This is a genomic window from Acidianus sp. HS-5, from assembly GCF_021655615.1.
Lineage (GTDB): Archaea > Thermoproteota > Thermoprotei_A > Sulfolobales > Sulfolobaceae > Acidianus.
Genome location: NZ_AP025245.1, coordinates 1,900,513 through 1,921,572, shown reverse-complemented (window position 1 = coordinate 1,921,572; position 21,060 = coordinate 1,900,513). Strand labels below are relative to the sequence as shown.

Below are 21,060 nucleotides of genomic sequence, written 5' to 3'. Positions count from 1 at the left end.
TTGATGCTAATCTCGTTAACGTATTTAAAACTGAAAGAAATGTCTAGAAAGCATAATATTGAAAAAGCAAAGAAACTAATAAAAACTGCAAAAGAAAGGGGAGCAAAATTAATTATACTTCCTTCATTATTTCCTGTCGGTAACACATTCGAGTTGTATAATAATGAAAAGAAAATGAGAAGCGTTGTAAAGAATTTAGCCGAGAAAATTCCAGGTAACTCTACTGATATCTTAGTAAAGCTAGCTATGGAAGGAGAGATTCACTTAATAGCAGGTCCTTTATTAGAGCAAGCAGGGCCAAAAATATTTCTAACAACGCTAGTCATATCTCCTGATGGAGAAATAATAGGTAAGTATAGGAAAATAATGATGTCAGAAAAAGATGTAAAATTGGGTATATCTGGTGGAAAAGAGCCTATTTATGTAGTTTTGGATAAAAAGTACGGTGTAGTATCTGAGGACGATTTATTTTCGCCAGAAATTAGTAGAATTTTAGCACTAGGAGGTTCACAATTGATAATAGGTACTACTAGGCCTGTTAATAAAAAACAAGATTTAATAAAATATGTAGCAATAACTAGGAGTATTGAAAATGGAGTTTCTTATTTAATTAACGGAGAAATGATAGAAAACGAAGATGGGGAAATAGTAGGATATACACCCACGTTCATAGCTACTCCTGAGTCTTTAGTGTATAAGGAAGCAGAAGATGAGGATTCTATAGTCTTGGTAGAAAGTTCAATGATAATACAAAATAAGGAAGGAATGAATGCTAGATTAAATGGAATAGAATCAATAATTTACGGACTCTGTAAAAGCATTAAAAAGACAAAGTTAAATGAAAAACCTATTCCTAAGCCTGAGGGTTAATGTATACGGCAGTTCTTCTATTTCTAAATGATTCTTTTATCATGCCTTGAGAACTCAAATCCTTTAAAACGCGTTTTGCTACGCTTATTGTTATATTAGATTTTGTAGCTAATTCGTATGGCGTTATCATCTTTTCTCTTTTTATTTCTTCTTGTATTTTTCTAATCATATCATCGGAAATTTGAATATTCTTAGATATAACTTCGCTTCCTGTTTTACTTGATTTTTTCTTTGATGTTTTCTGTTGCTCTTCTTGTTGTTTCTTTATTCTCTTTTCAACGTTACTAATTGGTTTTTTCGACACTCCACCCATTTACTCCACCTATTAATCTTTAATGCAAATAGGCTTATAATAATTTAATGGATAATAATCCGTTAGAAGATACGTTAGCGAGAGTATCTAGATTCGCTTCGATTTTAGGAATATCAAGAGCAGAATTAAGAATATATTCCACATTATTATTAGAGGGTCAAATGAGCGCTAGGCAACTAGCAGAGCAATTGAACATATCATATACGAAAATTTACTCATTACTTTCAAAGTTAGAAGAAAGAGGATGGATTAAAAGATTAGGAAAAAAACCTGCAGTATACGAGGCAATACCTCTTAGAGATTTATGGGCAAATATCAAGAAAATGATAGAAATTAAGGTTAATGAATTCGAAAAGGAATTCATCGAGCCATTATCTTCATTGCTATCTTCTTCATCGACTTATAGTATAACTATGATACCTCCTGATAAAATTAAATCAACGTTTTTTGAAATATTAGATGAAGGTAATAAAGTTTCAATTGCAATATCTTATTCAGAATTATTAAGTGAAGACGTAATACAAGCTATAAAAACAAAAAGTTATACTTCGCCAGATCTTAGGGTAATAATTCAGAGTGATATAAATATTCCAGAAATTTCTGGAGTGCAGATGCGTAAGCTAAGTAATATGTTCGGTACTGGTTTAATAACTTCTACAGCAGTATTATTGATAATAAAGAACGCTGATAAGCTTTCTGGTCTATTTTCAAATCACAAATATATCGTAGACATTGCTACTGTATATTTTAACCATTTATGGAGCCAAGCAAAATAAGGAAAAAATTACGATGCAATAATTCTTAAAAGCAGTTCTTCACTAGGTGAATAATCGATCTTTAATGAAAATAATAACAGTCAAACTACCGGAACAATTCTTAGAAGCAATAGATGAATTAGTAAATACAGGTAGATACGAATCAAGAAGTGAAGTAATTAGGGCTGCTATAGGTGATTTTATTAGAAAGGAGTTATGGATTAAAGAATGAATGATGAGGGCTGGTATTAACGATATAATGAGTTAAGACACCAATACTGAAATTTTTAAATTATGTTAATTTTTATGTTTTGTTTTCTCCGTCAAATTAGCATCTTACAAAAGGATAAACATTTTTAATAAAACGAGATTAATACATGTGCCAATTCAAGAAGGCGATCCAGTTACAATTTGGATTGATAGTAAGAGATCATTCCTAATTAAAGTAAAGAAAGGTAAAAGACTAGATACAGACAAAGGTTACATAGTTCATGACCAGCTAATAGGCAAAGAATATGGCGAAATAGTAAAAATGACAAAAGGGGAAGCATATCTACTAAAACCTACACCAATGGATATATACACTACTTTGCCGAGGCCTTCACAAGTTGTTTACCCTAAGGATGCTTCATATATAGTTTATGTTTCTGGAATTCAGCCGGGTGACATGGTTGTGGAAGCTGGAACTGGATCAGGATTTTTAACGATTACATTAGCATATTTTTTAGGACCTAATGGCAGAGTTATCACTTACGACGTAAGAGAAGATATGCAAAATAAAGCAAAATATAATGCTTCAATTTTGAATTTGCTAGATCGCATAGAATTTAAAATCAAGGATATAAAACAAGGTATAGACGAAAAAGATGTTTCGGCAGTGATCTTGGATATGCCAGATCCTTGGAACGCTATTTCCAAAGTTTATGATGCGTTAAAGCCTTCAGGATCTTTGGTAGTATTCGTTCCTACTGTTAACCAGATAGAAAAAACTGTATTACAGATGAGAAACGACGGATTTGTTGACATTCACGCAGAGGAGTTAATAATTAGAGAATACCAAGTAAAGGAAAATGCTGTTAGGCCGAAAAATATCGGAGTTTTGCACACTGGATACTTAATCAGAGGTAGGAAATATATAAAAGGAACTTCTCTATAATTATAGTCAAATGAGCGATTCTAACTTTTCAATTTATCCCAGAGTTATAGTTGAATTTGAAAGTGATCTAGATAAAGTTAAAACTACTACGTCTGACGACGCAAAAAAACTAATAGATTTAGCTTATAGTCTCAGTTTAGAAATGGATAAAGAAACAAAGAAAATTTTTGATGAAATTTCTTCAGATATTTCTAAGGAAACTCAAGATGAGATTGATAGACTAAGAAAGAATTATGCAGATGAGAGAGAAAAGAAAATAAAGGAAATAAAAGATAGGGCTAATAAAAATTTGGAAAAGGCTATATCAGAAGTTTTAAACGCAATTAAAGGTGCATATAAGTGAGTGCTCCTTCTTTAGCTTACATTTCCTCAATTTCCAGACTATACAAATCAACGACATTAACTAAAGGTCTTGTTACAGAATTATTGTCTGAGGATGATTGGAAAAATGTATTAAGTATTTTAAAAGAAAGAAATTTTATAGAAGATATTCCAACAACATTTGATGATGCTGAGCTAGAAATAAAAAAGAGAGCTATTGACCAGATTTACAGAATACTTAACTTCTCATCATCCGTGAAGTCTGCTCACGATATTGTTGACTTATATTACTATTATTTAACTTTAGACGAATTTAAGGCAATAATTGCAGGTATATATAATAAGACAAAACCATCAGGAATTATGTTTCTTTCAAAAATTGGAGAATCAAATCCATCAACTATAGAAGAATTAAGAAGTATCATAAGAGGAACTACATACTCAAGTGCATTAGAATATGCATTAGAAAAAAATCCTAAAAATTTATCACAGTTAGAATCGCTTTTAGATTTTTATTTTATTGAGAAGTTATCTGCGATAGTTGACACATTTAAGGGTGATTGGAAATCTGCTGCAAATTCCATAATATGCGGATATAAAGATTATTATTCAGCCAGTCTAGCAGTTAGACAGAAGATAGCAATTCCTTTAACATGTAGGATATTACCAGATGTTATAAGGGATTTACAATCGTCAAAAATAGAAGAAGTAGCAAATACATTAAGAAGAACTCAGTATGCTAGAAACATTGAGTTAGGAGATGCTTATTCAGCATTGTATTCATTATATAAGATTGCTAGGATAGATGCCAGAAAGTCTTCAATATACGCATTTATGGGCTCTCCATTTACTCCCGTTACAGCTTTGGCTATAAGTGAATTAATAAAGTTAGATATGGAAGATTTAATAATAATAATAAATGGATTAAAAACGAAAATGAATAAGGAAGCTATAAAATCTAGACTTTCATTAGAAGTTATTTAGAAATTTTTCGTCCACTATGTAGCTTTTCTCATCTTTTATTATGGTAAACTCTGGAAACTTAGGAGGATCAGGCAAGTCAGCAAAGGGTTTATCTTTTCCCAAGTATATCCACTTTATTTTTCCGTTATATTTTTCCAATTTATACCAATATTTTCCTATATAAATGTATTTTTTACCGTTTTTATACACAACATGGTATGGCTTAAGATATACTTCATTACCACTAATTTTAGAGTTATACTCGTATACTTGTTCCTTTAATTTACTAAAGATCTTATCGAACTCTTTTTCCTCTAGTCTAACAAGCATGTAGTAATGTTTACCTTTATTTTTAAGAATGTTTAAAATTATTAGTAGTGGTATAACGTGAGAGAAAGAGACTTCGGTCATACTGACATAAAAGTCTCAGAAATAGGAGTAGGATTATGGAGTCTTGCCACAGATTGGTGGGCCTCTAGTGTTAAAGCTGAAGAAATATTAAAAAGAGCTTATGACCTGGGTATAACATTCTATGATACTGGAGATATTTACGGTGAAGGAAAGGCTGAAGAGTTAATTGGTAAAGTCCTAGGAAATAAGAGGGACAATATAATTGTTTTAACGAAAATAGGTTATGATTTTTATAATAAAAAAGGAAATAAAACACAACAAAATTTTAATATAGATTATTTAGAGTTTGCGGTAAAAGAATCGTTAAAAAGACTGAACACAGATTATATTGATATTCTTATGTTACATAATCCAAAAATGAATACAATCCGAAATAAGGAAATTTTTGACTTTATGCAGGGACTTAAAAAAGACGGAATAGCGAAAGCTATAGGTATTGCACTAGGTCCTACACTAGGTTGGGGAGAAGAAGGATTAGAAGCAATAAGAATGGGGTATGAAGGGTTAGAGCACATTTATAACATGATTGAGCAGTATCCAGGTAAAGATTTCCTAAAATACAGAATAGGAAATGTAGTTAGAGTTCCTCATGCGTCAGATGCGTTAATTGAAGATAAATGGCCAATAGCCGATAATAAAAACCTACATAGAAGCTTGAAGAATATAAAGTGGATTGAAGATGCAGTAAATAATAGTAAAGGAATGCTAGAATTTGCGAAATCAAAAGGCATGAAGTTATCCCAGTTAGCTATAAAATTTGTATTGGCAAATCAGAACGTTTCTAGTGTAGTTCCCAATATTACTACAATTAAGGAGCTAGAGGAATTCGTAAAAGTAAATGAATTAGAAGATCTTAGTGAAGAGGATTTAGTATATATTTCGTCTTATTACGAGAAACATTATAAGAAGTTAAATGATGAAAGTATAGAAGAGACAAAAATTTACAAGTGAATGTAATACTCAAGAAATTTTTTAAATGCCCTGCTTCTGTGAGAGTACTTATTTTTCTCTTCTATTTCCATTTCTGCAAATGTCTTATCTGAACCTTCTGGTATAAAAATTGGATCAAACCCGAATCCGCTATTCCCCATAGCTTCTTCAGATATCCTACCATGAACTTCTCCAGTAAATATCCTTATTTCATTCTCATTTACGTAAGCCAGTGCGGTTTTAAAATAAGCGTTCCTATTTTTTTCATTCTTCATTAATTTTAAAACTCCTTTAATATCTAACGTTTTTTTAACGAATTTGGTATAAGGTCCCGGAAAGCCATTTAATATCTCTATAAATAATCCACTATCTTCTAAAATTATAGGTTCATAAAGCATAGAATAGAAAACGGAAGCTGCATGTCTAACTACATCTTCTAGTCTATCAGCTTGAATTTCAAATTTAGGCAAATTTATCATAGAAAGCTTGATTCCGTATTCTAATGCTATTTGATTCATTTCCTCAAATTTTCTTCTATTCCCTGTCACTACTTTTACTTCTTCTTTCTTCAATATATCTACCCCTCATTCTAATATCTCTCATGGTTTCCATTACTTTTCCATATAAATCGAACTTAGAGTACGTATACTTAAATCCCTCGAATACTTCATCTTTTTTATCTGGGTGAGCGCTTTCTAAAGATCTTAAAAATACGTGAACGTCTGTAGCAAAATCTTCTATGTCGTTAGTCCTTTTTGATAGCCCAAAGTCTATCAAGAATAAATCTTCTCCTTTTAAAATCAAGTTGTTAGTTGTCAAATCCCCATGCGCTATCTGTGCTTTGTGTAACTTTAATGCAATTTCTCCTATCATTTCACCTATTTTCCTCGTATCGTAAAGGTTTTTCCATAATACCTCTTTTACTGTATTTCCTTCTATAAACTCCATTATTATTGAGAAATTTTCCTTATCAATGTAAAGTATTGCTGGAACATTTATTCCAGATTTTAAGGCAGTATACATTAACTTTGCTTCCATGATAGTTCTTTCCGAATTTATTTCTCTATCTAGTTTAGGATCTCTATATGCCTTAGATATCCTATTTTTAACTATTGCATGAATTCCTAGAAAATATGTTTCATAGATTTGTGATTCTGCTCCTCTTTTGATTAGTTTTAACTCCTCCAAGGAATATCTACCTCATCTATCCTCCACCTAGGTTTTATCACAGATTCCTCAATTGGTATAGAGACTCCACTTCTTAAAGCTAAAAGACCGGCGTAGGCTATCATTGCACCGTTATCACCAGAGAATTGTAGCGGTACGATTTTAATTTCAACATTCCAATCTTTTGCGAGTAGATCTAATTTTCTACGCAGACTGACGCTTGCAGCAACTCCACCTACCACCATAATTTCCTTTTTTTCAGTTAAAGCGAGTGCCCTTTCTGTAGCTTCCAAAAGCATATCAAATGCATTTTCTCTAATGGTGTAACAAATATCTGACATAGGATATTTTTTTGTAGCTCTTAGCGCAGCAGTTAATAGGCCGGAGAACGACATATCTTGACCTTTAACAACATATGGTAAATCTATTAATTCTTTAGCATTTTCTGCACAGATATCTATAACATGCTTACCGTTTACTATGTACGGAGGAGCTAAATTTACTTCCCTAACAAAGACATCCATCATGTTTCCTAAGGCTATATCTAAAGTCTCTCCAAATACTCTGAATTTTCCCTCATAAAAAGTTGTTATTATTGTATTTCCCCCAGATAAGTACAAGATAAGTGGATCTTTAGCATTTGTAGTTAGATACCCTATTTCGATATGTCCAATTCCGTGATTTACCGGTATTAGTTTCTTATTATATTTTAATGCTAATGTTCTAGCTACTACTGCACCTACTCTAAGTGCTGGTCCAATTCCTGGACCTAAAGCTACAGCTATTCCATCTATATCATCTATGTTAGTTTCGGTTTCTTCTAACGCTTTTGCCAGTATGTCTGGCGCAACTGTTGCATGGTGTCTTGCTAAATCTCCAGGTTTCATCCCACCGGATTTAGGTACATAAGTATCCCTAACATTAGCTAAAATAAAAGGAGGTTTATCTTCTGCTATTCCCACACCGAAAGTATGGGCAGTCGATTCAATACCAAGAACTTTCATTTCTTATTTTTTCCCCGATACGAATTCTGTATATCCGCATTTACCACATGACCATCTTTCAACAGGTTTCAGATGATGTGCCATTACGCTACCGCATCTAGGGCATTTTTTATTCTTTAATTTTACTTTTCCATCAGAAATTTCATAATAAAGCCTTACTGAAGCTTTAGCTTCACTTGCTTCCTTTTTCGCCACTCTGTTCACCTTCTTTCTTTGTGCTTGTGCCTCTTGTTAATAAATGTTTAGGTTCGTATTTTCCTAAAGCCTCTTTATTGGAATAAACGTGCACTCTTGCTGTGCTTATTCCTGCTCCATAATTTGTGAAAATTTTTCTAATTACAATAAGATCTTCTTTGGAGTTAACTAATCCACTCACAGCTTTTTTAATATCATTTCTTGAGGGAGTACCAGTTCCTATGTGATATAGTTTTAATGTTAATTCTCTTCTTCCTATTACTTTATTATCAAAATCCTTTTCTATTACACCTTGTACCTTGTCCGAAATTTTAATTTGTTGAGCTTGACTCATCGAGTTACAATATTAAAAAAAGGATTTAAGACTTACGCAAGTCTTTAATTATTTCCTCAGCAACTTTCTTACCAGAGAGAATCATAGCTCCAAATATTGGCCCCATTCTAGGTAAGGATTTTACTTCGCAAACTGCCATACCTGCTGCATATAAACCTGGAGCAACCTTTCCTGCATTTTCTACAACAAGTTCTTCTGCTATTTCACTATACGCTGATTTCTCCCCAGGTACTGCTATATCAAGTTCTGGAACTTTTCTTGAGGCTACAGAAATTATTTCTGCATCATGTCCAGTAGCATCAATTACTGCCCTTGCTGAAATAAATAGCGGATCTACATGAAGTCCAGACATCTGAGTGGAAGTCCATTCTACCGCTACTCCTGCTACTCTTAATGGATTTTCCCTAAATATTACATCGTCTACAGTAACTCCATGAATGATTTTTGCCCCAGAGTCTATTGCTGCAGTAGCTAATTTTGCCATAAATTCAGCACTATCTATTATGAAAATCCCATCTTCCGGTTCAGTATATTTTATTTTCAATTCCTTAATAATTTCATCGGCAGGCGTTTCTATAACGATTTTATGGAAATTCATTGCTCCGCCGCCTATTCCACCTCCGAAGCTTAGCCTTCTTTCAAAGATTACTGTTTTTAGGCCAGCTTTTGCTAAATAGTATGCAGCTGTCATTCCAGAAGGTCCTGCGCCAACTATTACTACGTCACTTTCTATTAGATTATTCCAGTCTTCGAACGTATATTTTAGAATATATTCGCTTATTTTTACTTCATTTACTTGCTTAACTCTTACGCTTTGCATGTTGGTTATTAGTTATAACTTACTTATAAACTAAGTTATATATAATTCATTTAAGAAATGTATTTAAATTCTTCATAAAGTTAATGAAATATGCCATTAAAGTTAGATACAAAAGTTAACGAAATACGATGCAGTTGGTGTAAAAGGATAATAAGAGATAATCCAATAATCGTTAAGACTTGTTGTAACAATAAACCTTTAGTATTCTGTAGTAACTCATGTTATACAGCATGGATGAGGCAATGGTTAAGAAAACAGGAGCAAATAGGAAGAAGGTAGTAATAGGAATAAGTGGAGCTAGCGGAATAATTTATGGCCTAAGGACAGTAGAAGTACTAAAAAATTATGGATATGAGGAGTATGTAATAATATCTAATGCTGCAATAAAAGTCGCAGAAAAGGAGAACGAAATAGATATTGTAAACGAAGTTAAGAAATTTACCTCTAATATCTTCATGGAAGATGAGATAGATGCGCCAACTTCTAGTTCCAGTTTTACAACAATTACAAAAGGTATGGTTATAATTCCTTGTAGTATAAACACGTTGGCTTATATAGCTCACGGTTTCTCATCTAATTTGCTTACAAGATCTGCAATAAATTATTTAAGAAGTAGGCAAAAGCTTGTTTTAGTAATTAGAGAAACTCCATTAGGCCAAATTGAATTATATAACGCGTTAAAAGTATCTAGAGCCGGTGGAATTATAATGCCAGCCTCTCCAGGTTTTTATATTAAACCTAAAACAATTCAAGATTTAATAGATTTTATTGTAGGAAAAGCCCTTGACTTATTAGGAATAAGGAACGAGTTGTATAAAAGATGGTCTAAATAAGATCAAGATCCTTCTTACCAAGTTTCTTAGATATTATGTCCTTAACCTTATCTTCGTATTCGTCCGACTGCTTTAGCTCTTTCTCCATATCGTTTCCGTCATTCTTTTTGTTTACTGCGAAAGCGCACTTGTTACCCGGTAATAATGCTCTCTTCTCACAATATGCATATTGGCATTCACCAGTGATACAAGTGTCTCCTACCCATCTGCAGAAACCTACTTTATATGGACTTCCTTTTGCATACTTAGTTTGTATCATTAATGCCCTTTTATTGCATCTAAAATAAGGGCATAAGTAATTACATTTTTCTCCCAGAGGTAGAGGTTTTGGTTCATTTTGAGATATCTGTCCTCTTTCTTTATTAAAGCTTCTTCCAGAATAGTTTCTCAATCAAAAACCCCCATTTTTCATGTTATGCAATATTATTCTATAATTTCACCCATTTAAACATTACGTATCTTATATTTTTTGGTGGAGGCATATTAACAATTGCTAAAATGAGTTTCTTTCTAGTACTATGAGATACCCTTCCAAAACTCATTAGTTCATTTGCAAGAAGTATTGAGTTTGCGTCTAAAACTATAACTACATAGGGTGCATGTTCTAATCCTGGTCCTAGAGTATATACAGCGAAATCGGCACCAAATTTTATTCCAGATCTAACTACAAATCCTTTATTCCTTAAGTCAGAATACACTGCAAATAAACTTTCAAATCTAGCTATGTTCTCTTTTCCTATTTTATACAAGTCTTTTTCATCTAGTTTATTATCTCCGTGCATTACTACCATTTCTCCTTTCTTTAGTAAATATAATCCTTCTATTATAGAAAGCTCTAATGGTGTTTTTATATCCTCTGCCTTCTTTGGTTTATTTATTCCTAAAGGTTTTCCGTAAAAACCTGAAGAGTATATTTTCTTACTATTATTTATATCAAATATTACTATCTTATCGCCGAATATGTATCCCTTTATACTCATCATGTTCTACTAAATGCAATATATGTTATAGAATTAGCTGAGTCTCTAATTAGATCCTCGCTATCTTCTAATCTATCTGCAATATCTTTCATAAGCATCACATAAACTAGATCCTCATGAGGCCTTTCAAATAATTTTAATTCAACATTTCTATATAAGTCATCAACGTCTTCCTCTAATTTTAATATATTCCTAGCGGACTCTATAGATTTTTTAGCGTTAGAGGACAGAGTTTTAATTGATTCAATCAGATGGGTTAGAGAAGCAAGTATTTTTTCACACATTACTACTATTAAACCATGCATCACGTTATCAATTTTACTACTTCTTGTCAAGAGAACACTTAATCTGTAAGTTGCTGCATCAACATTTTGTGCGATTTTCTCTAAATTATTCAGTATATCTATATAAAGGTCTACATAGTCTAACCCTTCTCTTACCTTTATTATATATTCCCCAGTAAGATATTTTTCATTTTCTATACTATCCTTTATCCCATTTATTTTTGTATAAATCTGCATTGGGTTAATATTATTTCCTACTGTAAGAAATTCATAAAGAGTTCTACTTTCATCAATAAGTTTTACAGTTATTTGCTGTAGTTTTTCCTCTAATGTCATGTTAGCTATACTCATAGTTTCACTATAGGCTTATTTTAGAAATTTTAGAAAGTATATTATCAATTTGTTTTATATCATCATTTATATTTATATCATATCCTATTTCCTTAGCTTGAACAGATAGCTTTTGTAGAATTTCCTTTTCATCTTTAAATCCTACAATGTTCAAATAGCTTATTATTCCTAAAGCTTCTTCTTTTATCCTAGAATTTCCAACATTATCTAAATTACTAAGGATAGTATTAATTCCAATTTCCAAATCTCTCCTTATCTTTCTCATTCTTTTTAAGATTCTCATAATTCTATCAACGTCTATCTGTGGGATTACACTCATATTCTCTAGTTCGCTCAAGTATGTTGAATGATCCTCTATTAGTGTCTCGAAGTGAGTTAACGTAATATTAACTTGAGCATCACTATCGTTCATTACACTACCCTCAATGTAACCGTACTATTATCTTCTAAACCGAGTTTAAGCGTGTCTGAAGGATTTAACCATACTTCTATATCTTGCAATCCATCTTGAGAGATAACCTTTAACCTTAATCTTTTTCCTTTTACTGAAATTTCAACTTCATTTTTAATCTTCATTTGCGAAACTAATTTGTTTGATATTATTATGGTTCCTTCATCGACTTCAGGCTTCTTTTTAGCTTTAACTCTCTTTTCTTTTGGAGGTTCCTTTTCTCTATTTTTAAGTGCAGAAGCTGGAGGGATTATATTAACTAAGGATTTTATATCAACTTTTTTCTCATTTTGAGAGTTATCCTCACTCATTGCCCGATCCCTGTGGTATTATTTCTTCACCACTAAATAACTTCTCCAAAGTATTAATTAGTTCCTCTTCTTTTACTCTAATTTGGTCCCACGTATCTCTATCTCTTATAGTCACAGTATTATCTTGCAGTGTTTGTGGATCTATTGTTATAGCATAAGGTATTCCTATCTCGTCCGCTCTTGCATACCTTTTTCCTATACTGCCACTATCATCAAATACTACATCAAATTTTCCTTTAATTTTATTGTAAATTTCTCTTGATTTTTTAATTAGTTCCTCCCTTTCAAGAAGGGGAAATACAGCTACCTCATAAGGAGCTATTTCTCTAGGTAACGATAGGATTATTCTATCCTTTTTCTCTTTATATGCGTTTAAAACTGATATATAAAGACATCTCTCTACTCCAAATGAAGGTTCGACTACGTGCGGTATAAATCTTTTTCCGGACTCCTTCTCCTCTCTTTCTGTTATAATAACATAATCCTTAATTTCCTTTCCGTCAATTTTCTCATTAATAATCTTTTCTATTTCTTCAGGTTTCAATGGAGATATTCTTTTCATAAATTCTTTAATGAAGTCCTTGTTTTCCTTGTTTAGTTTATCTTTATTTATAATCGCTATTTTTCTCTTAATTATTTTTGGCTTTTCATATTTTTTAAATACAGATAGATCCTGTCCACTAAATTTAGAATGCCTTGAAAGATCATAGTCTCCTCTATAGGCGTGACCAGAAATTTCTACTTTATCCTCTCCTATTATAACCATTTGATCAAAAGTTTGGCTTGAGTAGTGAGCTCTTTCTGAGGGAAGTTTTTCCTCGAAATATATTCTTTCTAATGGAACGCCTAGTTTATTTACAAATTTATTGGCAGTAGCCATCCAATATACCATCCAAGGATTTATGACCACTTTCTCATCTACTAGCTCCTTTACCTTAAAAGTTGATGGCTTTTCTCCTTTTATTTTAGCTTCTGCAGGTAAAACGTTAACCTTGTCCTCAGAAAATCTTTCTAAAGGCACGCTACTTATATCTTCAGGATCCATGAAAAATTCTATTTCCATTATAGTGAATTCCCTCATCCTTATTAATCCTTGCCTTGGTGAAATCTCGTTTCTTGCAACCCTACCAACTTGAGCTATTCCTAAAGGTAATCTTTCTCTTGTTGTTTCGTAAACTCTTTTGAATGACGTAAACATTCCTTGGGCAGTTTCCGGTCTTAAAAATCCAGTGCCACCAGTATAAGGTCCAATGTTAGTTGAAAAGAGCAAGTTGAAATATCTAACATCCCCTAAATCTCCACCGCAAACTGGACATTTTATGTCCTTTTCTCTTATCAAGTTAGTAAGCTCTTCGGCTTTTAATCCTTCTGCATTTATTTTCAAAACTTCTTCTACTAAGTGGTCAGCTCTAAATACTCTATGACATTTATTGCACTCAACTATTGGATCTGTAAAATTCTCTAAATGACCGCTAGCTTCAAAAACTTTTTTTGGAGTTATCATAGGCGTTTCAATTTCTACTACAAATTCACTGTTGTCTTCTACGAATGTTTTCCTCCACAACTGTACTATTTTATTCTTTATTCTAGTTCCTACGGGTCCTATATCGTATAATCCTCCTACTCCACCGTAAATTTCATATGATGGCCAAAAAATTCCTCTCCTTTTTGCAAGCTCTATAACTTTTTCCTCGCTCACATAACCCAATTATTGTATTAAGCTTATAAACCTCATTACAACCGTTATATCCATGAGCGATGCAAGATTACTTTACATGAACGAGGTAAGTAGAAAATTTGCAGGATTTAATAAAGAAAATTCTACTTTCGTAATACTCGGAGTTCCTATGGACATAACAAGCAGTTATCGGCCTGGAAGTCGTTTTGCACCTTCAGCAATAAGAGAAGCCGCTCAATACATAGAGTTCTATTCATTAAGATCTGGAATTGATATGGGTGAAGTAGGTTTTAACGATGTAGGAGATGTAGTTTTACATCCTTCTGACGTAGAGGAAAACGTTAGGAGAATATCGGACGTTGTAAGCTATTTCTCGGAAAAAGGTAAAATAGTAGTTTCCATCGGAGGAGAGCATACTGTAACAGTTGGTACAGCTAGCGGAGCAAAGGCTGACTGTGTAATAAGTTTTGATGCTCACTTAGACCTTAGAGAGGATTACATGGGCTATAAATACGATCATGCGTGTGTAATGAGAAGATTAAGTGAGAAAGGAGTAAAGATTATGGAAATAGGCAATAGAGCAGTTAGTAAAGAAGAACTAGATTACGCAAGACAAATAGGTATTCCATTCATTACTTCTTGGGATGTAGAATTATTGGGACATAAAGAAGTTGCAAGAAAAATTATCAATTTTACCAACGAATGTGAAAGGATATACATAACTTATGATATGGATTCAATAGATCCGTCTTATGCTCCTGGAGTAGCAACACCGGAACCTGAAGGATTAAAGCCTACTACAGTCTTGGACATAGTAAAATTAATAGCAGATAAAAGGATAGTTGGATTTGATGTAGTAGAAGTATCTCCTCCTTTTGATCCTTCTGGAATCACGTCAGTATTAGCATCAAAAATTATAATGGAAACTGCAGCAATAATAAAATCTAAATTGCCTTAATTACTTTAACTGTAGGTTTTCTTATCATATAAATAATGTTATATCCGCAGTAAGGACACCTAACGCCTGGTAAAACTTTTAATTTATCATCATCGAAAGTCTTCCAACACCTACCACATCTATATTTGTCCATAGCAAATCCTTATCTTCAAGAAGTTTTAAATTTAATGTGAATAGAAAAGCTCAAAAAGGAGTTTTTATAATTCTTAATTAGAAACATGGCAGACAATTTGTGTGGAGGACTTCCACCAGATATATGTGAGCAATTAAATAAAGAGGAACAGTTTATAAAAATAAAGTTGGAGAAAAGACGTTATGGGAAAGAAGTTACAGTAATAGAAGGGATAAGCAGCGATGATGCGGACTTGAAAAAGATAGCTTCAGAACTTAAGTCAAAGTTAGCAGCTGGGGGTACAGTAAAAAATGGCAGAATTGAAATACAAGGAGATCACAGAGAAAAAGTAAAAGATATTCTAGTAAGGTTAGGATTTCCAGCAGAAAATATAATGGTAATAGAGTAAAAAAAGAAAAATTTCAAGATTATTAAAAGTTATTGATTTTGTATCTCTATTTTTAATTCTTGTATAAGCTCCTTATATCTATTCCTTACAGTTACTTCTGTAACTCCCGCTACTTGAGCTATCTCTTTTTGAGTTCTCCTTTCATCATTCATTAATGCTGCAATATATATCGCAGCAGCAGCTAAACCCGCAGGATCTTTTCCTGCTGTTAAACCTGCATTCTTAGCTTTTTCTAGTATCTCTGCAGCTAGCTTCATTGTAGCGCCACTAAGACTCAATAAGGATCCTATCCTAGTTACATAATCCTTAGGATCTGATACTGGGACTTCAACATTAAGCTCTCTTAATAATAACCGGTAACATCTGGCAACTTCTTTCCTATTTGCTTTAGTGTACTGTGCAATTTCATCTAATGTCCTAGCTATCTTAATTCTCCTACATGATGCGTAAATGGACGCTGCTACTACGCTTTCTATAGATCTACCTCTTACCAATCCTTTTTCTACAGCTTTTCTATATATGAGTGCAGCCTCATCTTTAACTGATTTAGGTAATCCCAGTAAGTTGCCTATTCTTTCCAACTCGTTCATTGCTTGCGCAAGATTTCTATCAATAGATGATTGAATTCTAGCTCTTATCTGCCACTTTCTCCATCTTAACACTTCTAACCTTCTCTTAGGATCTAAATTTCTTCCTATTGCATCCTTATCCTTCCAATCTATAAGTGTAGATAATCCTCTATCATGAATAGTTTGATTTAGAGGCCCGCCAACTCTACTTCTCTTCTCTTTTTCTTCAGGAGTAAATGCCCTCCATTCGGGGCCCTGATCAATAATTCTTTCCTCAATAACTTCACCAGTTTCTGTGCATATGTATTCTCCTCTGTCTGCATCAAAAACTATTTTATCCGGAGGACAAATGTTATCTTGAGGTTTATCACTCATAAACAGGTCACCTTAAGCTCGACCATTCTCCAAAACCCTTTTAAATTTTTCGATTATATAATTTATAAGTTTTTCCGTCATGTTTTTAATCTATTAATTTCAGACCTAGGAAAAAGCTTTTAATATTATTTTAAAAAATTGAATCTTAGCCGGGTCGTCTAGCGGTCAAGGATGGCGGGCTCTGGCCCCGTCGACTAGGGTTCGAATCCCTACCCGGCTACTTTGGCATAATATAACCTGCTATCCTTGGTTTACCTTGTTTTGCGTTAACATTAACTATTATAAAACGTTTAGATAATGGCAATTCATTGCTTAGTTCAACATCTACACTACTACCATTAATCTTTAAGTTGGACATTACTGACACTCCGTTCGCAACTAAATGATAATTTCCTGATTCAATTTTAGTCCAAGGGAACAGAAAGATCTCTCCGGAGAAATTCTTTACTGTTTTTACTCCACTCTTGACAAGAAGTAAAGCTTCTTTCATTTCATCCTCCTTAACATTTCTTAACGCAAAGCCTATCCTTATTCCAGAATCTACGGCTTCTTGATCTTCGTCTAAAACCTGGATGCTCTTTATTTCAACCTCTTTATTCTGTGGCATAACTTTCAACTTATCGTGAACTTTAACTTGCATATAAGAAAATCCAGTAACTACTACACCTACGCCTTTAACTACAAACGTTTTATCAATGTAAACTACTCCTTTATCTTCTTCCTTTCCTTCAACTTCCTCAGGAATTTGACGTATAGGAAATTCCTCTAGTGGTAAGCCTTTCAATAATTTTCTTACGTCGCTTTCTTGCATTTCAGTTATTATTTCTCCTTTACAACCTGCAGAAGCAATTAAAAGTGCTAGTTCTCCTTCAGTCCATGATGGGACTATAGGTAGATAAAATACGCAATAAGATGAAAGGCTAACTGACTCTGCAGTTTGTAAAATTTTTTCTGGATACTCTGTAGGTACTAGAACCGATCTTATATAATCTCCCTTTTTTCTATAATAAATCTTTAATTTTTCATTTTCATGTAATTTTCCTAAATTATCTGCTATTTTTTCTGCTTTTTCCTTATCTGAAGATAATACAGTTATAATGTTGCCGTAATACAATTATCAACACCGTTATAAACCTTAGTATCATAAATAATATTATGAAATTATCCGTCATCGGCGTAGGGATGATTTTGATATTTATAGGCTTTGCATTGCTTTTCATTTCAGCCTTATCTAGTACAGTCTCTACGCCAAGTTCCTCTAATACTGCTGTAGGGGGATTAATACTAATAGGACCTTTTCCTATATTCTTTGGTGTTGGACCAAAAAGTGAATTATTACCTCTCACAATTTTCGGCATAATATTTACGATAATTGCAGTAATCTTCTTTATTTTAACTTTTTATATGTTCAGGAAATGGAGCCAAAAGCCAGAGATTTAATTATTTCTTTAGCTAAAATTACGTAAAATGACTAAAAGCATTTCAAAGCTGAAAATAGGAGGAAAAGATGTTATAATAATAGAGCTTAGGAAGCACGGAATTGACAGTATAATGCTTGACGGAGAGGTTTCAGTGGGAGAATATGACGGAGTAGATTTTGTTAAAAAGGATGCAAGCGAAGAGAAGATGAAGATAGCTAAAGATTATTCCTCAAAAATGAAGGAATTGCTCTCGTCCTGTGCTTGTATAATCTCGATAGTTTATTCTGATATGCTATACGTGAAATTCTACTATAATTCAACAGATGTTATTGCGTTTATTAGTCAAAATGGTTATACTACTTATAATAAGCAAATTCCGATAGATAAATCAATTGAGGATAAAATAAAAGATTGTGCAATGAGATTTCTGGATATACTTGGAGTAAAGCTGTAGTTTATTATCGTAAAATGTTTTATACTAGAAATATTCGGTTATTGTGTGAAATGGGACGAAAGAAGAGTTAAAATTGTAGAGGAGCTTAAAGCTAAGGGAATTAATCCCTATCCGCAGAAGTATGAAATAACTCATACTATATCCCAGATAAGACAAATAGGACTTAGTAGACAAGATAAACCTCACGAGCCTTTTATGTTCGATATTTCGACTGCTGGCAGAGTAGCTAACATTAGAAGACACGGTAAAGCTTCTTTTGTGGATATTTTTGATGAAGGAGAGAGATTACAGCTTTATTTAAGAATTAATGAACTCGGTGATAAGTATGAAGAGTTCTTTAACTATATTGGGAGAGGAGATATAATAGGAGTGAAAGGAGATATTTTCTATACTGGAAAAGGTGAACTGACATTACTTGCTAAGAGCTATGAATTACTTGCGAAAGCATTAATAGAGCCTCCAGATTGGACAAAGTTGAGTACAGAATTCAGATATGCTCATAGATATGTAGATTTTCTTTACAACGATAGTGCAAGAAAATCCATGGAAGTAAGGTTTAAGATTATAAAAGAAATAAGGGATTATTTAAATTCAGAAGGATTTATTGAAGTTGAAACGCCAATTCTACAGCCAGTTTATGGCGGAGCATTAGCAAAGCCGTTCAAATCTAAGGTTAATTATCTTAATGAAGAATGGTATTTAAGAATTTCTTTAGAACTTTATTTAAAGAGATTTATAGTTGGTGGTTTTGACAAAGTTTTCGAAATAGGAAAAGTATTCAGAAATGAGGATATAGATGTAACTCACAATCCAGAATTTACAGAACTTGAATTATATTGGGCTTATGCGGATTATAATGACATTACGAAACTTACAGAAAATATGCTAAGAACGGTTGCAAGCAAGGTTTTAGGCGATACTAAAATTAAGTATAAAGTGATTGATAAAGAATACGAAATAGAATTATCACAATTTAGAAAAATTACAATGTTTGATTCGTTAAGTGAAGCTCTTGGAAAAGATATTGAAAAGATAAGTGACGATGAACTGAAGGAGTTAATGAAAAAGTATAACTTGTTACCAAGAGGTAACCTTTACGTTAGAGGTTTAATGATTGAAAAACTATTCGATAAATTAGTTACGCCAAATCTAATACAACCTACATTTATAACAGATTATCCTATAGAGACTACACCACTATGTAAGCCTCACAGATCTAAGTCCGGGCTAGTTGAGAGATTTGAATTATACATAGCCGGAATGGAACTTGCAAACGCATATACTGAACTTAATGATCCAATCTTACAAGATAAGTTGTTTAAAGAAGAACAAGAAATGATGAAGAGAGGAGACGAAGAAGCTCATCCTTATGATAAGGACTTTGTAAGAGCGTTATCTTATGGCATGCCTCCAACCGGTGGTTTAGGTATAGGAATAGACAGACTAGTAATGTTGCTTACAAATAACCAAAGTATTAAGGAAGTTATTCCGTTCCCAATGCTTAGTGCAAAGCTAATTGAGGAAGATTAGGCACTTATGGATAGCATAATGGCATAAACTAGCGACATAAGTAGAAATGCTTGAATAGCCATTGACATTTTTTCTCCATTCTGTGAACTAATTTTTTTAAGTAATTCCGTAAATATTTTTCCTCCGTCTGTGATTATTAGTGGTGCTGCATTAAACAATGCTAGGCTGAAGTTTATTATAAACATCCAGGTAACGAAAAGTAGGAAAGGTTTTACTAATGGAGGGAAGTAATACGTTATATATACTCCTAAGAAGTGATTAGCAGCCTCTGCATGTTTTATTATGGTAGATCCATTTGGAGCTTTTAGTATTATAGTATAATTAGTACTCTGATTTAATGCTGTGGCTAAGGAATTAAAAGTAGTAGTTTTTATACTATTCACAGATAATATTACATCTCCTGCCTGTATAGATGCGTTATAAGCAGAACTATGAGGAATTACTCCCTCTATAAGCAAGCCTTGCGAGAAATAACCAGGTAAGTAGGTAGCTAGAGGGAAGAAGATTCCAGCTAATATTAGGTTTACCGCTATTCCAGCTGCAAGAATTTTGATTTTAGAAGGCAAAGCAGCAGACATAAATTCTTCATCTGCAGGCTCCACGAATGCTCCTGGAAATATTCCTAAGAGTATAAAGCCACCGCTTTTTACGTTTATTTTATTTGATGTTGCGGAAACCGCATGAGATAGCTCGTGAAGAGTTACTGAAATACCTAAAGCTAAAAGAATGTAAGGTAAGCATGATAAGCTTATTGTAACTCCAGGTATGATTGGCTCTAATCTTACAGTTGTCGATTGTGGATGAAAGATCAAGCTCAGCATTACGTAGTAAATCATTGCTATACCTCCAATCATTGCAATAATACCAAGAATCATTGCTATTTTCTCGTAAGTTTTGAAAGGTCTAGATAATGCTAACTTAGGAAACCATAATGATCTGGTAGTCTTTTTCCACATTAAAAATAGAGGATATACAGTAAATCCCTTTGGCTCAATTTTTTTCCTAAGCGATAATATAAGTGCCCAAAACACAAGAAAGCCTATTGCAAAGACGTAAAGGGAAATATTCATAAGAGTTTAACTTAGATAAGAACTATAAATCAATT

At 33.0% G+C, this 21,060-nt stretch carries 31 protein-coding genes and 1 tRNA gene; 14 read left to right on the top strand and 18 right to left on the bottom strand.

Going from position 1 to position 21,060, the window contains the following annotated elements:
* Positions 1-3 precede the first annotated feature (3 nt).
* Positions 4-870 (top strand): carbon-nitrogen hydrolase family protein, encoded by an 867-nt coding sequence (locus HS5_RS10380; RefSeq protein WP_236751321.1) that lies wholly within the window; start codon positions 4-6, stop codon positions 868-870.
* Here HS5_RS10380 and HS5_RS10375 read toward each other — a convergent pair.
* Positions 854-1,183, bottom strand: coding sequence for a 30S ribosomal protein S25e (locus HS5_RS10375; protein ID WP_236751320.1), 330 nt, complete (start codon positions 1,181-1,183; stop codon positions 854-856). The two genes, HS5_RS10380 and HS5_RS10375, sit on opposite strands and share 17 nt — an antisense overlap.
* 47 nt (positions 1,184-1,230) lie before the next feature.
* Here HS5_RS10375 and HS5_RS10370 point away from each other — a divergent pair, with 47 nt between their 5' ends.
* From HS5_RS10370 to HS5_RS10350, 5 genes are all read left to right on the top strand, one after another.
* Positions 1,231-1,959 carry a helix-turn-helix domain-containing protein gene (locus HS5_RS10370; protein WP_236751319.1) on the top strand — a complete coding sequence of 243 codons (729 nt, stop codon included), beginning with the start codon at positions 1,231-1,233 and terminating at the stop codon, positions 1,957-1,959.
* A gap of 64 nt (positions 1,960-2,023) precedes the next feature.
* Positions 2,024-2,170 (top strand): ribbon-helix-helix domain-containing protein, encoded by a 147-nt coding sequence (locus HS5_RS10365; protein ID WP_013775506.1) that lies wholly within the window; start codon positions 2,024-2,026, stop codon positions 2,168-2,170.
* A 147-nt stretch (positions 2,171-2,317) separates the two neighbouring features.
* On the top strand, positions 2,318-3,094 hold the full coding sequence (locus HS5_RS10360; RefSeq protein ID WP_236751318.1) for a tRNA (adenine-N1)-methyltransferase: 777 nt from the start codon (positions 2,318-2,320) through the stop codon (positions 3,092-3,094).
* Between the two features lie 10 nt (positions 3,095-3,104).
* Complete coding sequence (locus HS5_RS10355) at positions 3,105-3,437, top strand: hypothetical protein (protein ID WP_236751317.1); 333 nt, start codon at positions 3,105-3,107, stop codon at positions 3,435-3,437.
* Positions 3,434-4,399 (top strand): V-type ATPase subunit, encoded by a 966-nt coding sequence (locus HS5_RS10350; RefSeq protein WP_236751316.1) that lies wholly within the window; start codon positions 3,434-3,436, stop codon positions 4,397-4,399. The genes HS5_RS10355 and HS5_RS10350 overlap by 4 nt, the downstream gene beginning before the upstream one ends.
* Here the strand turns inward: HS5_RS10350 and HS5_RS10345 are convergent.
* Positions 4,385-4,708, bottom strand: coding sequence for a hypothetical protein (locus tag HS5_RS10345; RefSeq protein WP_236751315.1), 324 nt, complete (start codon positions 4,706-4,708; stop codon positions 4,385-4,387). The two genes, HS5_RS10350 and HS5_RS10345, sit on opposite strands and share 15 nt — an antisense overlap.
* A gap of 57 nt (positions 4,709-4,765) precedes the next feature.
* On the opposite strand from HS5_RS10345, the gene HS5_RS10340 reads away from it, so the two are divergent.
* Positions 4,766-5,740: an aldo/keto reductase gene (locus HS5_RS10340; RefSeq protein ID WP_236751314.1), complete on the top strand. Its 975-nt coding sequence runs from the start codon at positions 4,766-4,768 to the stop codon at positions 5,738-5,740.
* Here the strand turns inward: HS5_RS10340 and HS5_RS10335 are convergent.
* From HS5_RS10335 to HS5_RS10310, 6 genes are read right to left on the bottom strand one after another with little or no spacing between them, the layout of a single operon-like run.
* A complete protein-coding gene (locus tag HS5_RS10335) occupies positions 5,731-6,294 on the bottom strand; it encodes an XTP/dITP diphosphatase (protein ID WP_236753545.1) in 564 nt (187 codons plus the stop codon). The genes HS5_RS10340 and HS5_RS10335 overlap by 10 nt on opposite strands.
* Positions 6,254-6,907, bottom strand: coding sequence for a Kae1-associated kinase Bud32 (locus HS5_RS10330; RefSeq protein WP_236751313.1), 654 nt, complete (start codon positions 6,905-6,907; stop codon positions 6,254-6,256). Before HS5_RS10330 ends, HS5_RS10335 begins: the two co-directional genes overlap by 41 nt.
* Positions 6,895-7,890, bottom strand: a complete 996-nt coding sequence (gene kae1 / locus HS5_RS10325; protein ID WP_236751312.1) for a KEOPS complex N(6)-L-threonylcarbamoyladenine synthase Kae1 — start codon at positions 7,888-7,890, stop codon at positions 6,895-6,897. The genes HS5_RS10330 and kae1 overlap by 13 nt, the downstream gene beginning before the upstream one ends.
* 3 nt (positions 7,891-7,893) lie before the next feature.
* On the bottom strand, positions 7,894-8,085 hold the full coding sequence (locus tag HS5_RS10320; RefSeq protein WP_236751311.1) for a 30S ribosomal protein S27ae: 192 nt from the start codon (positions 8,083-8,085) through the stop codon (positions 7,894-7,896).
* The gene (locus HS5_RS10315; protein ID WP_236751310.1) at positions 8,063-8,419 is read right to left on the bottom strand and encodes a 30S ribosomal protein S24e; all 357 of its coding nucleotides are present in this window, start codon (positions 8,417-8,419) and stop codon (positions 8,063-8,065) included. Before HS5_RS10315 ends, HS5_RS10320 begins: the two co-directional genes overlap by 23 nt.
* A gap of 25 nt (positions 8,420-8,444) precedes the next feature.
* The gene (locus HS5_RS10310) at positions 8,445-9,239 is read right to left on the bottom strand and encodes a sulfide-dependent adenosine diphosphate thiazole synthase (protein ID WP_236751309.1); all 795 of its coding nucleotides are present in this window, start codon (positions 9,237-9,239) and stop codon (positions 8,445-8,447) included.
* Between the two features lie 230 nt (positions 9,240-9,469).
* On the opposite strand from HS5_RS10310, the gene HS5_RS10305 reads away from it, so the two are divergent.
* Positions 9,470-10,072 carry a UbiX family flavin prenyltransferase gene (locus HS5_RS10305; RefSeq protein WP_236753543.1) on the top strand — a complete coding sequence of 201 codons (603 nt, stop codon included), beginning with the start codon at positions 9,470-9,472 and terminating at the stop codon, positions 10,070-10,072.
* Here the strand turns inward: HS5_RS10305 and HS5_RS10300 are convergent.
* From HS5_RS10300 to HS5_RS10275, 6 genes are read right to left on the bottom strand one after another with little or no spacing between them, the layout of a single operon-like run.
* On the bottom strand, positions 10,065-10,463 hold the full coding sequence (locus HS5_RS10300; protein ID WP_236751308.1) for a hypothetical protein: 399 nt from the start codon (positions 10,461-10,463) through the stop codon (positions 10,065-10,067). The genes HS5_RS10305 and HS5_RS10300 overlap by 8 nt on opposite strands.
* Before the next feature lie 37 nt (positions 10,464-10,500).
* Positions 10,501-11,052, bottom strand: a complete 552-nt coding sequence (gene endA, locus HS5_RS10295; protein WP_236753540.1) for a tRNA-intron lyase — start codon at positions 11,050-11,052, stop codon at positions 10,501-10,503.
* The gene (locus tag HS5_RS10290; RefSeq protein WP_236751307.1) at positions 11,052-11,687 is read right to left on the bottom strand and encodes a DUF47 family protein; all 636 of its coding nucleotides are present in this window, start codon (positions 11,685-11,687) and stop codon (positions 11,052-11,054) included. The genes endA and HS5_RS10290 overlap by 1 nt, the downstream gene beginning before the upstream one ends.
* A gap of 7 nt (positions 11,688-11,694) precedes the next feature.
* Positions 11,695-12,099 carry a hypothetical protein gene (locus tag HS5_RS10285; RefSeq protein ID WP_236751306.1) on the bottom strand — a complete coding sequence of 135 codons (405 nt, stop codon included), beginning with the start codon at positions 12,097-12,099 and terminating at the stop codon, positions 11,695-11,697.
* On the bottom strand, positions 12,099-12,449 hold the full coding sequence (locus HS5_RS10280) for a hypothetical protein (RefSeq protein ID WP_236751305.1): 351 nt from the start codon (positions 12,447-12,449) through the stop codon (positions 12,099-12,101). Before HS5_RS10280 ends, HS5_RS10285 begins: the two co-directional genes overlap by 1 nt.
* Positions 12,442-14,148, bottom strand: coding sequence for a glycine--tRNA ligase (locus HS5_RS10275; RefSeq protein WP_236751304.1), 1,707 nt, complete (start codon positions 14,146-14,148; stop codon positions 12,442-12,444). Before HS5_RS10275 ends, HS5_RS10280 begins: the two co-directional genes overlap by 8 nt.
* A 52-nt stretch (positions 14,149-14,200) precedes the next feature.
* Between HS5_RS10275 and speB the strand changes: the two genes are divergently transcribed.
* Positions 14,201-15,085: an agmatinase gene (gene speB / locus HS5_RS10270; RefSeq protein ID WP_236751303.1), complete on the top strand. Its 885-nt coding sequence runs from the start codon at positions 14,201-14,203 to the stop codon at positions 15,083-15,085.
* Here the strand turns inward: speB and HS5_RS10265 are convergent.
* Positions 15,072-15,218 carry a DNA-directed RNA polymerase subunit P gene (locus HS5_RS10265; protein WP_236751302.1) on the bottom strand — a complete coding sequence of 49 codons (147 nt, stop codon included), beginning with the start codon at positions 15,216-15,218 and terminating at the stop codon, positions 15,072-15,074. The genes speB and HS5_RS10265 overlap by 14 nt on opposite strands.
* A gap of 85 nt (positions 15,219-15,303) precedes the next feature.
* On the opposite strand from HS5_RS10265, the gene yciH reads away from it, so the two are divergent.
* Positions 15,304-15,606 (top strand): stress response translation initiation inhibitor YciH, encoded by a 303-nt coding sequence (gene yciH / locus HS5_RS10260; RefSeq protein ID WP_236751301.1) that lies wholly within the window; start codon positions 15,304-15,306, stop codon positions 15,604-15,606.
* 29 nt (positions 15,607-15,635) lie between these two features.
* Here yciH and HS5_RS10255 read toward each other — a convergent pair whose 3' ends face one another.
* Complete coding sequence (locus HS5_RS10255) at positions 15,636-16,550, bottom strand: transcription initiation factor IIB (protein ID WP_236751300.1); 915 nt, start codon at positions 16,548-16,550, stop codon at positions 15,636-15,638.
* Positions 16,551-16,697: 147 nt separating this feature from the next.
* On the opposite strand from HS5_RS10255, the gene HS5_RS10250 reads away from it, so the two are divergent.
* Positions 16,698-16,770, top strand: a tRNA-Gln gene (locus HS5_RS10250).
* Here HS5_RS10250 and HS5_RS10245 read toward each other — a convergent pair.
* Positions 16,768-17,664 (bottom strand): translation elongation factor, encoded by an 897-nt coding sequence (locus tag HS5_RS10245; RefSeq protein WP_236751299.1) that lies wholly within the window; start codon positions 17,662-17,664, stop codon positions 16,768-16,770. The two genes, HS5_RS10250 and HS5_RS10245, sit on opposite strands and share 3 nt — an antisense overlap.
* A 41-nt stretch (positions 17,665-17,705) precedes the next feature.
* On the opposite strand from HS5_RS10245, the gene HS5_RS10240 reads away from it, so the two are divergent.
* From HS5_RS10240 to lysS, 3 genes are read left to right on the top strand one after another with little or no spacing between them, the layout of a single operon-like run.
* Positions 17,706-17,990, top strand: coding sequence for a DUF131 domain-containing protein (locus HS5_RS10240; protein WP_236751298.1), 285 nt, complete (start codon positions 17,706-17,708; stop codon positions 17,988-17,990).
* Between the two features lie 27 nt (positions 17,991-18,017).
* Positions 18,018-18,425 (top strand): hypothetical protein, encoded by a 408-nt coding sequence (locus tag HS5_RS10235; RefSeq protein WP_236751297.1) that lies wholly within the window; start codon positions 18,018-18,020, stop codon positions 18,423-18,425.
* Between the two features lie 45 nt (positions 18,426-18,470).
* On the top strand, positions 18,471-19,955 hold the full coding sequence (lysS, locus tag HS5_RS10230; RefSeq protein ID WP_236751296.1) for a lysine--tRNA ligase: 1,485 nt from the start codon (positions 18,471-18,473) through the stop codon (positions 19,953-19,955).
* Here the strand turns inward: lysS and HS5_RS10225 are convergent.
* On the bottom strand, positions 19,952-21,025 hold the full coding sequence (locus HS5_RS10225) for a site-2 protease family protein (protein ID WP_236751295.1): 1,074 nt from the start codon (positions 21,023-21,025) through the stop codon (positions 19,952-19,954). The genes lysS and HS5_RS10225 overlap by 4 nt on opposite strands.
* Positions 21,026-21,060 lie beyond the last annotated feature (35 nt).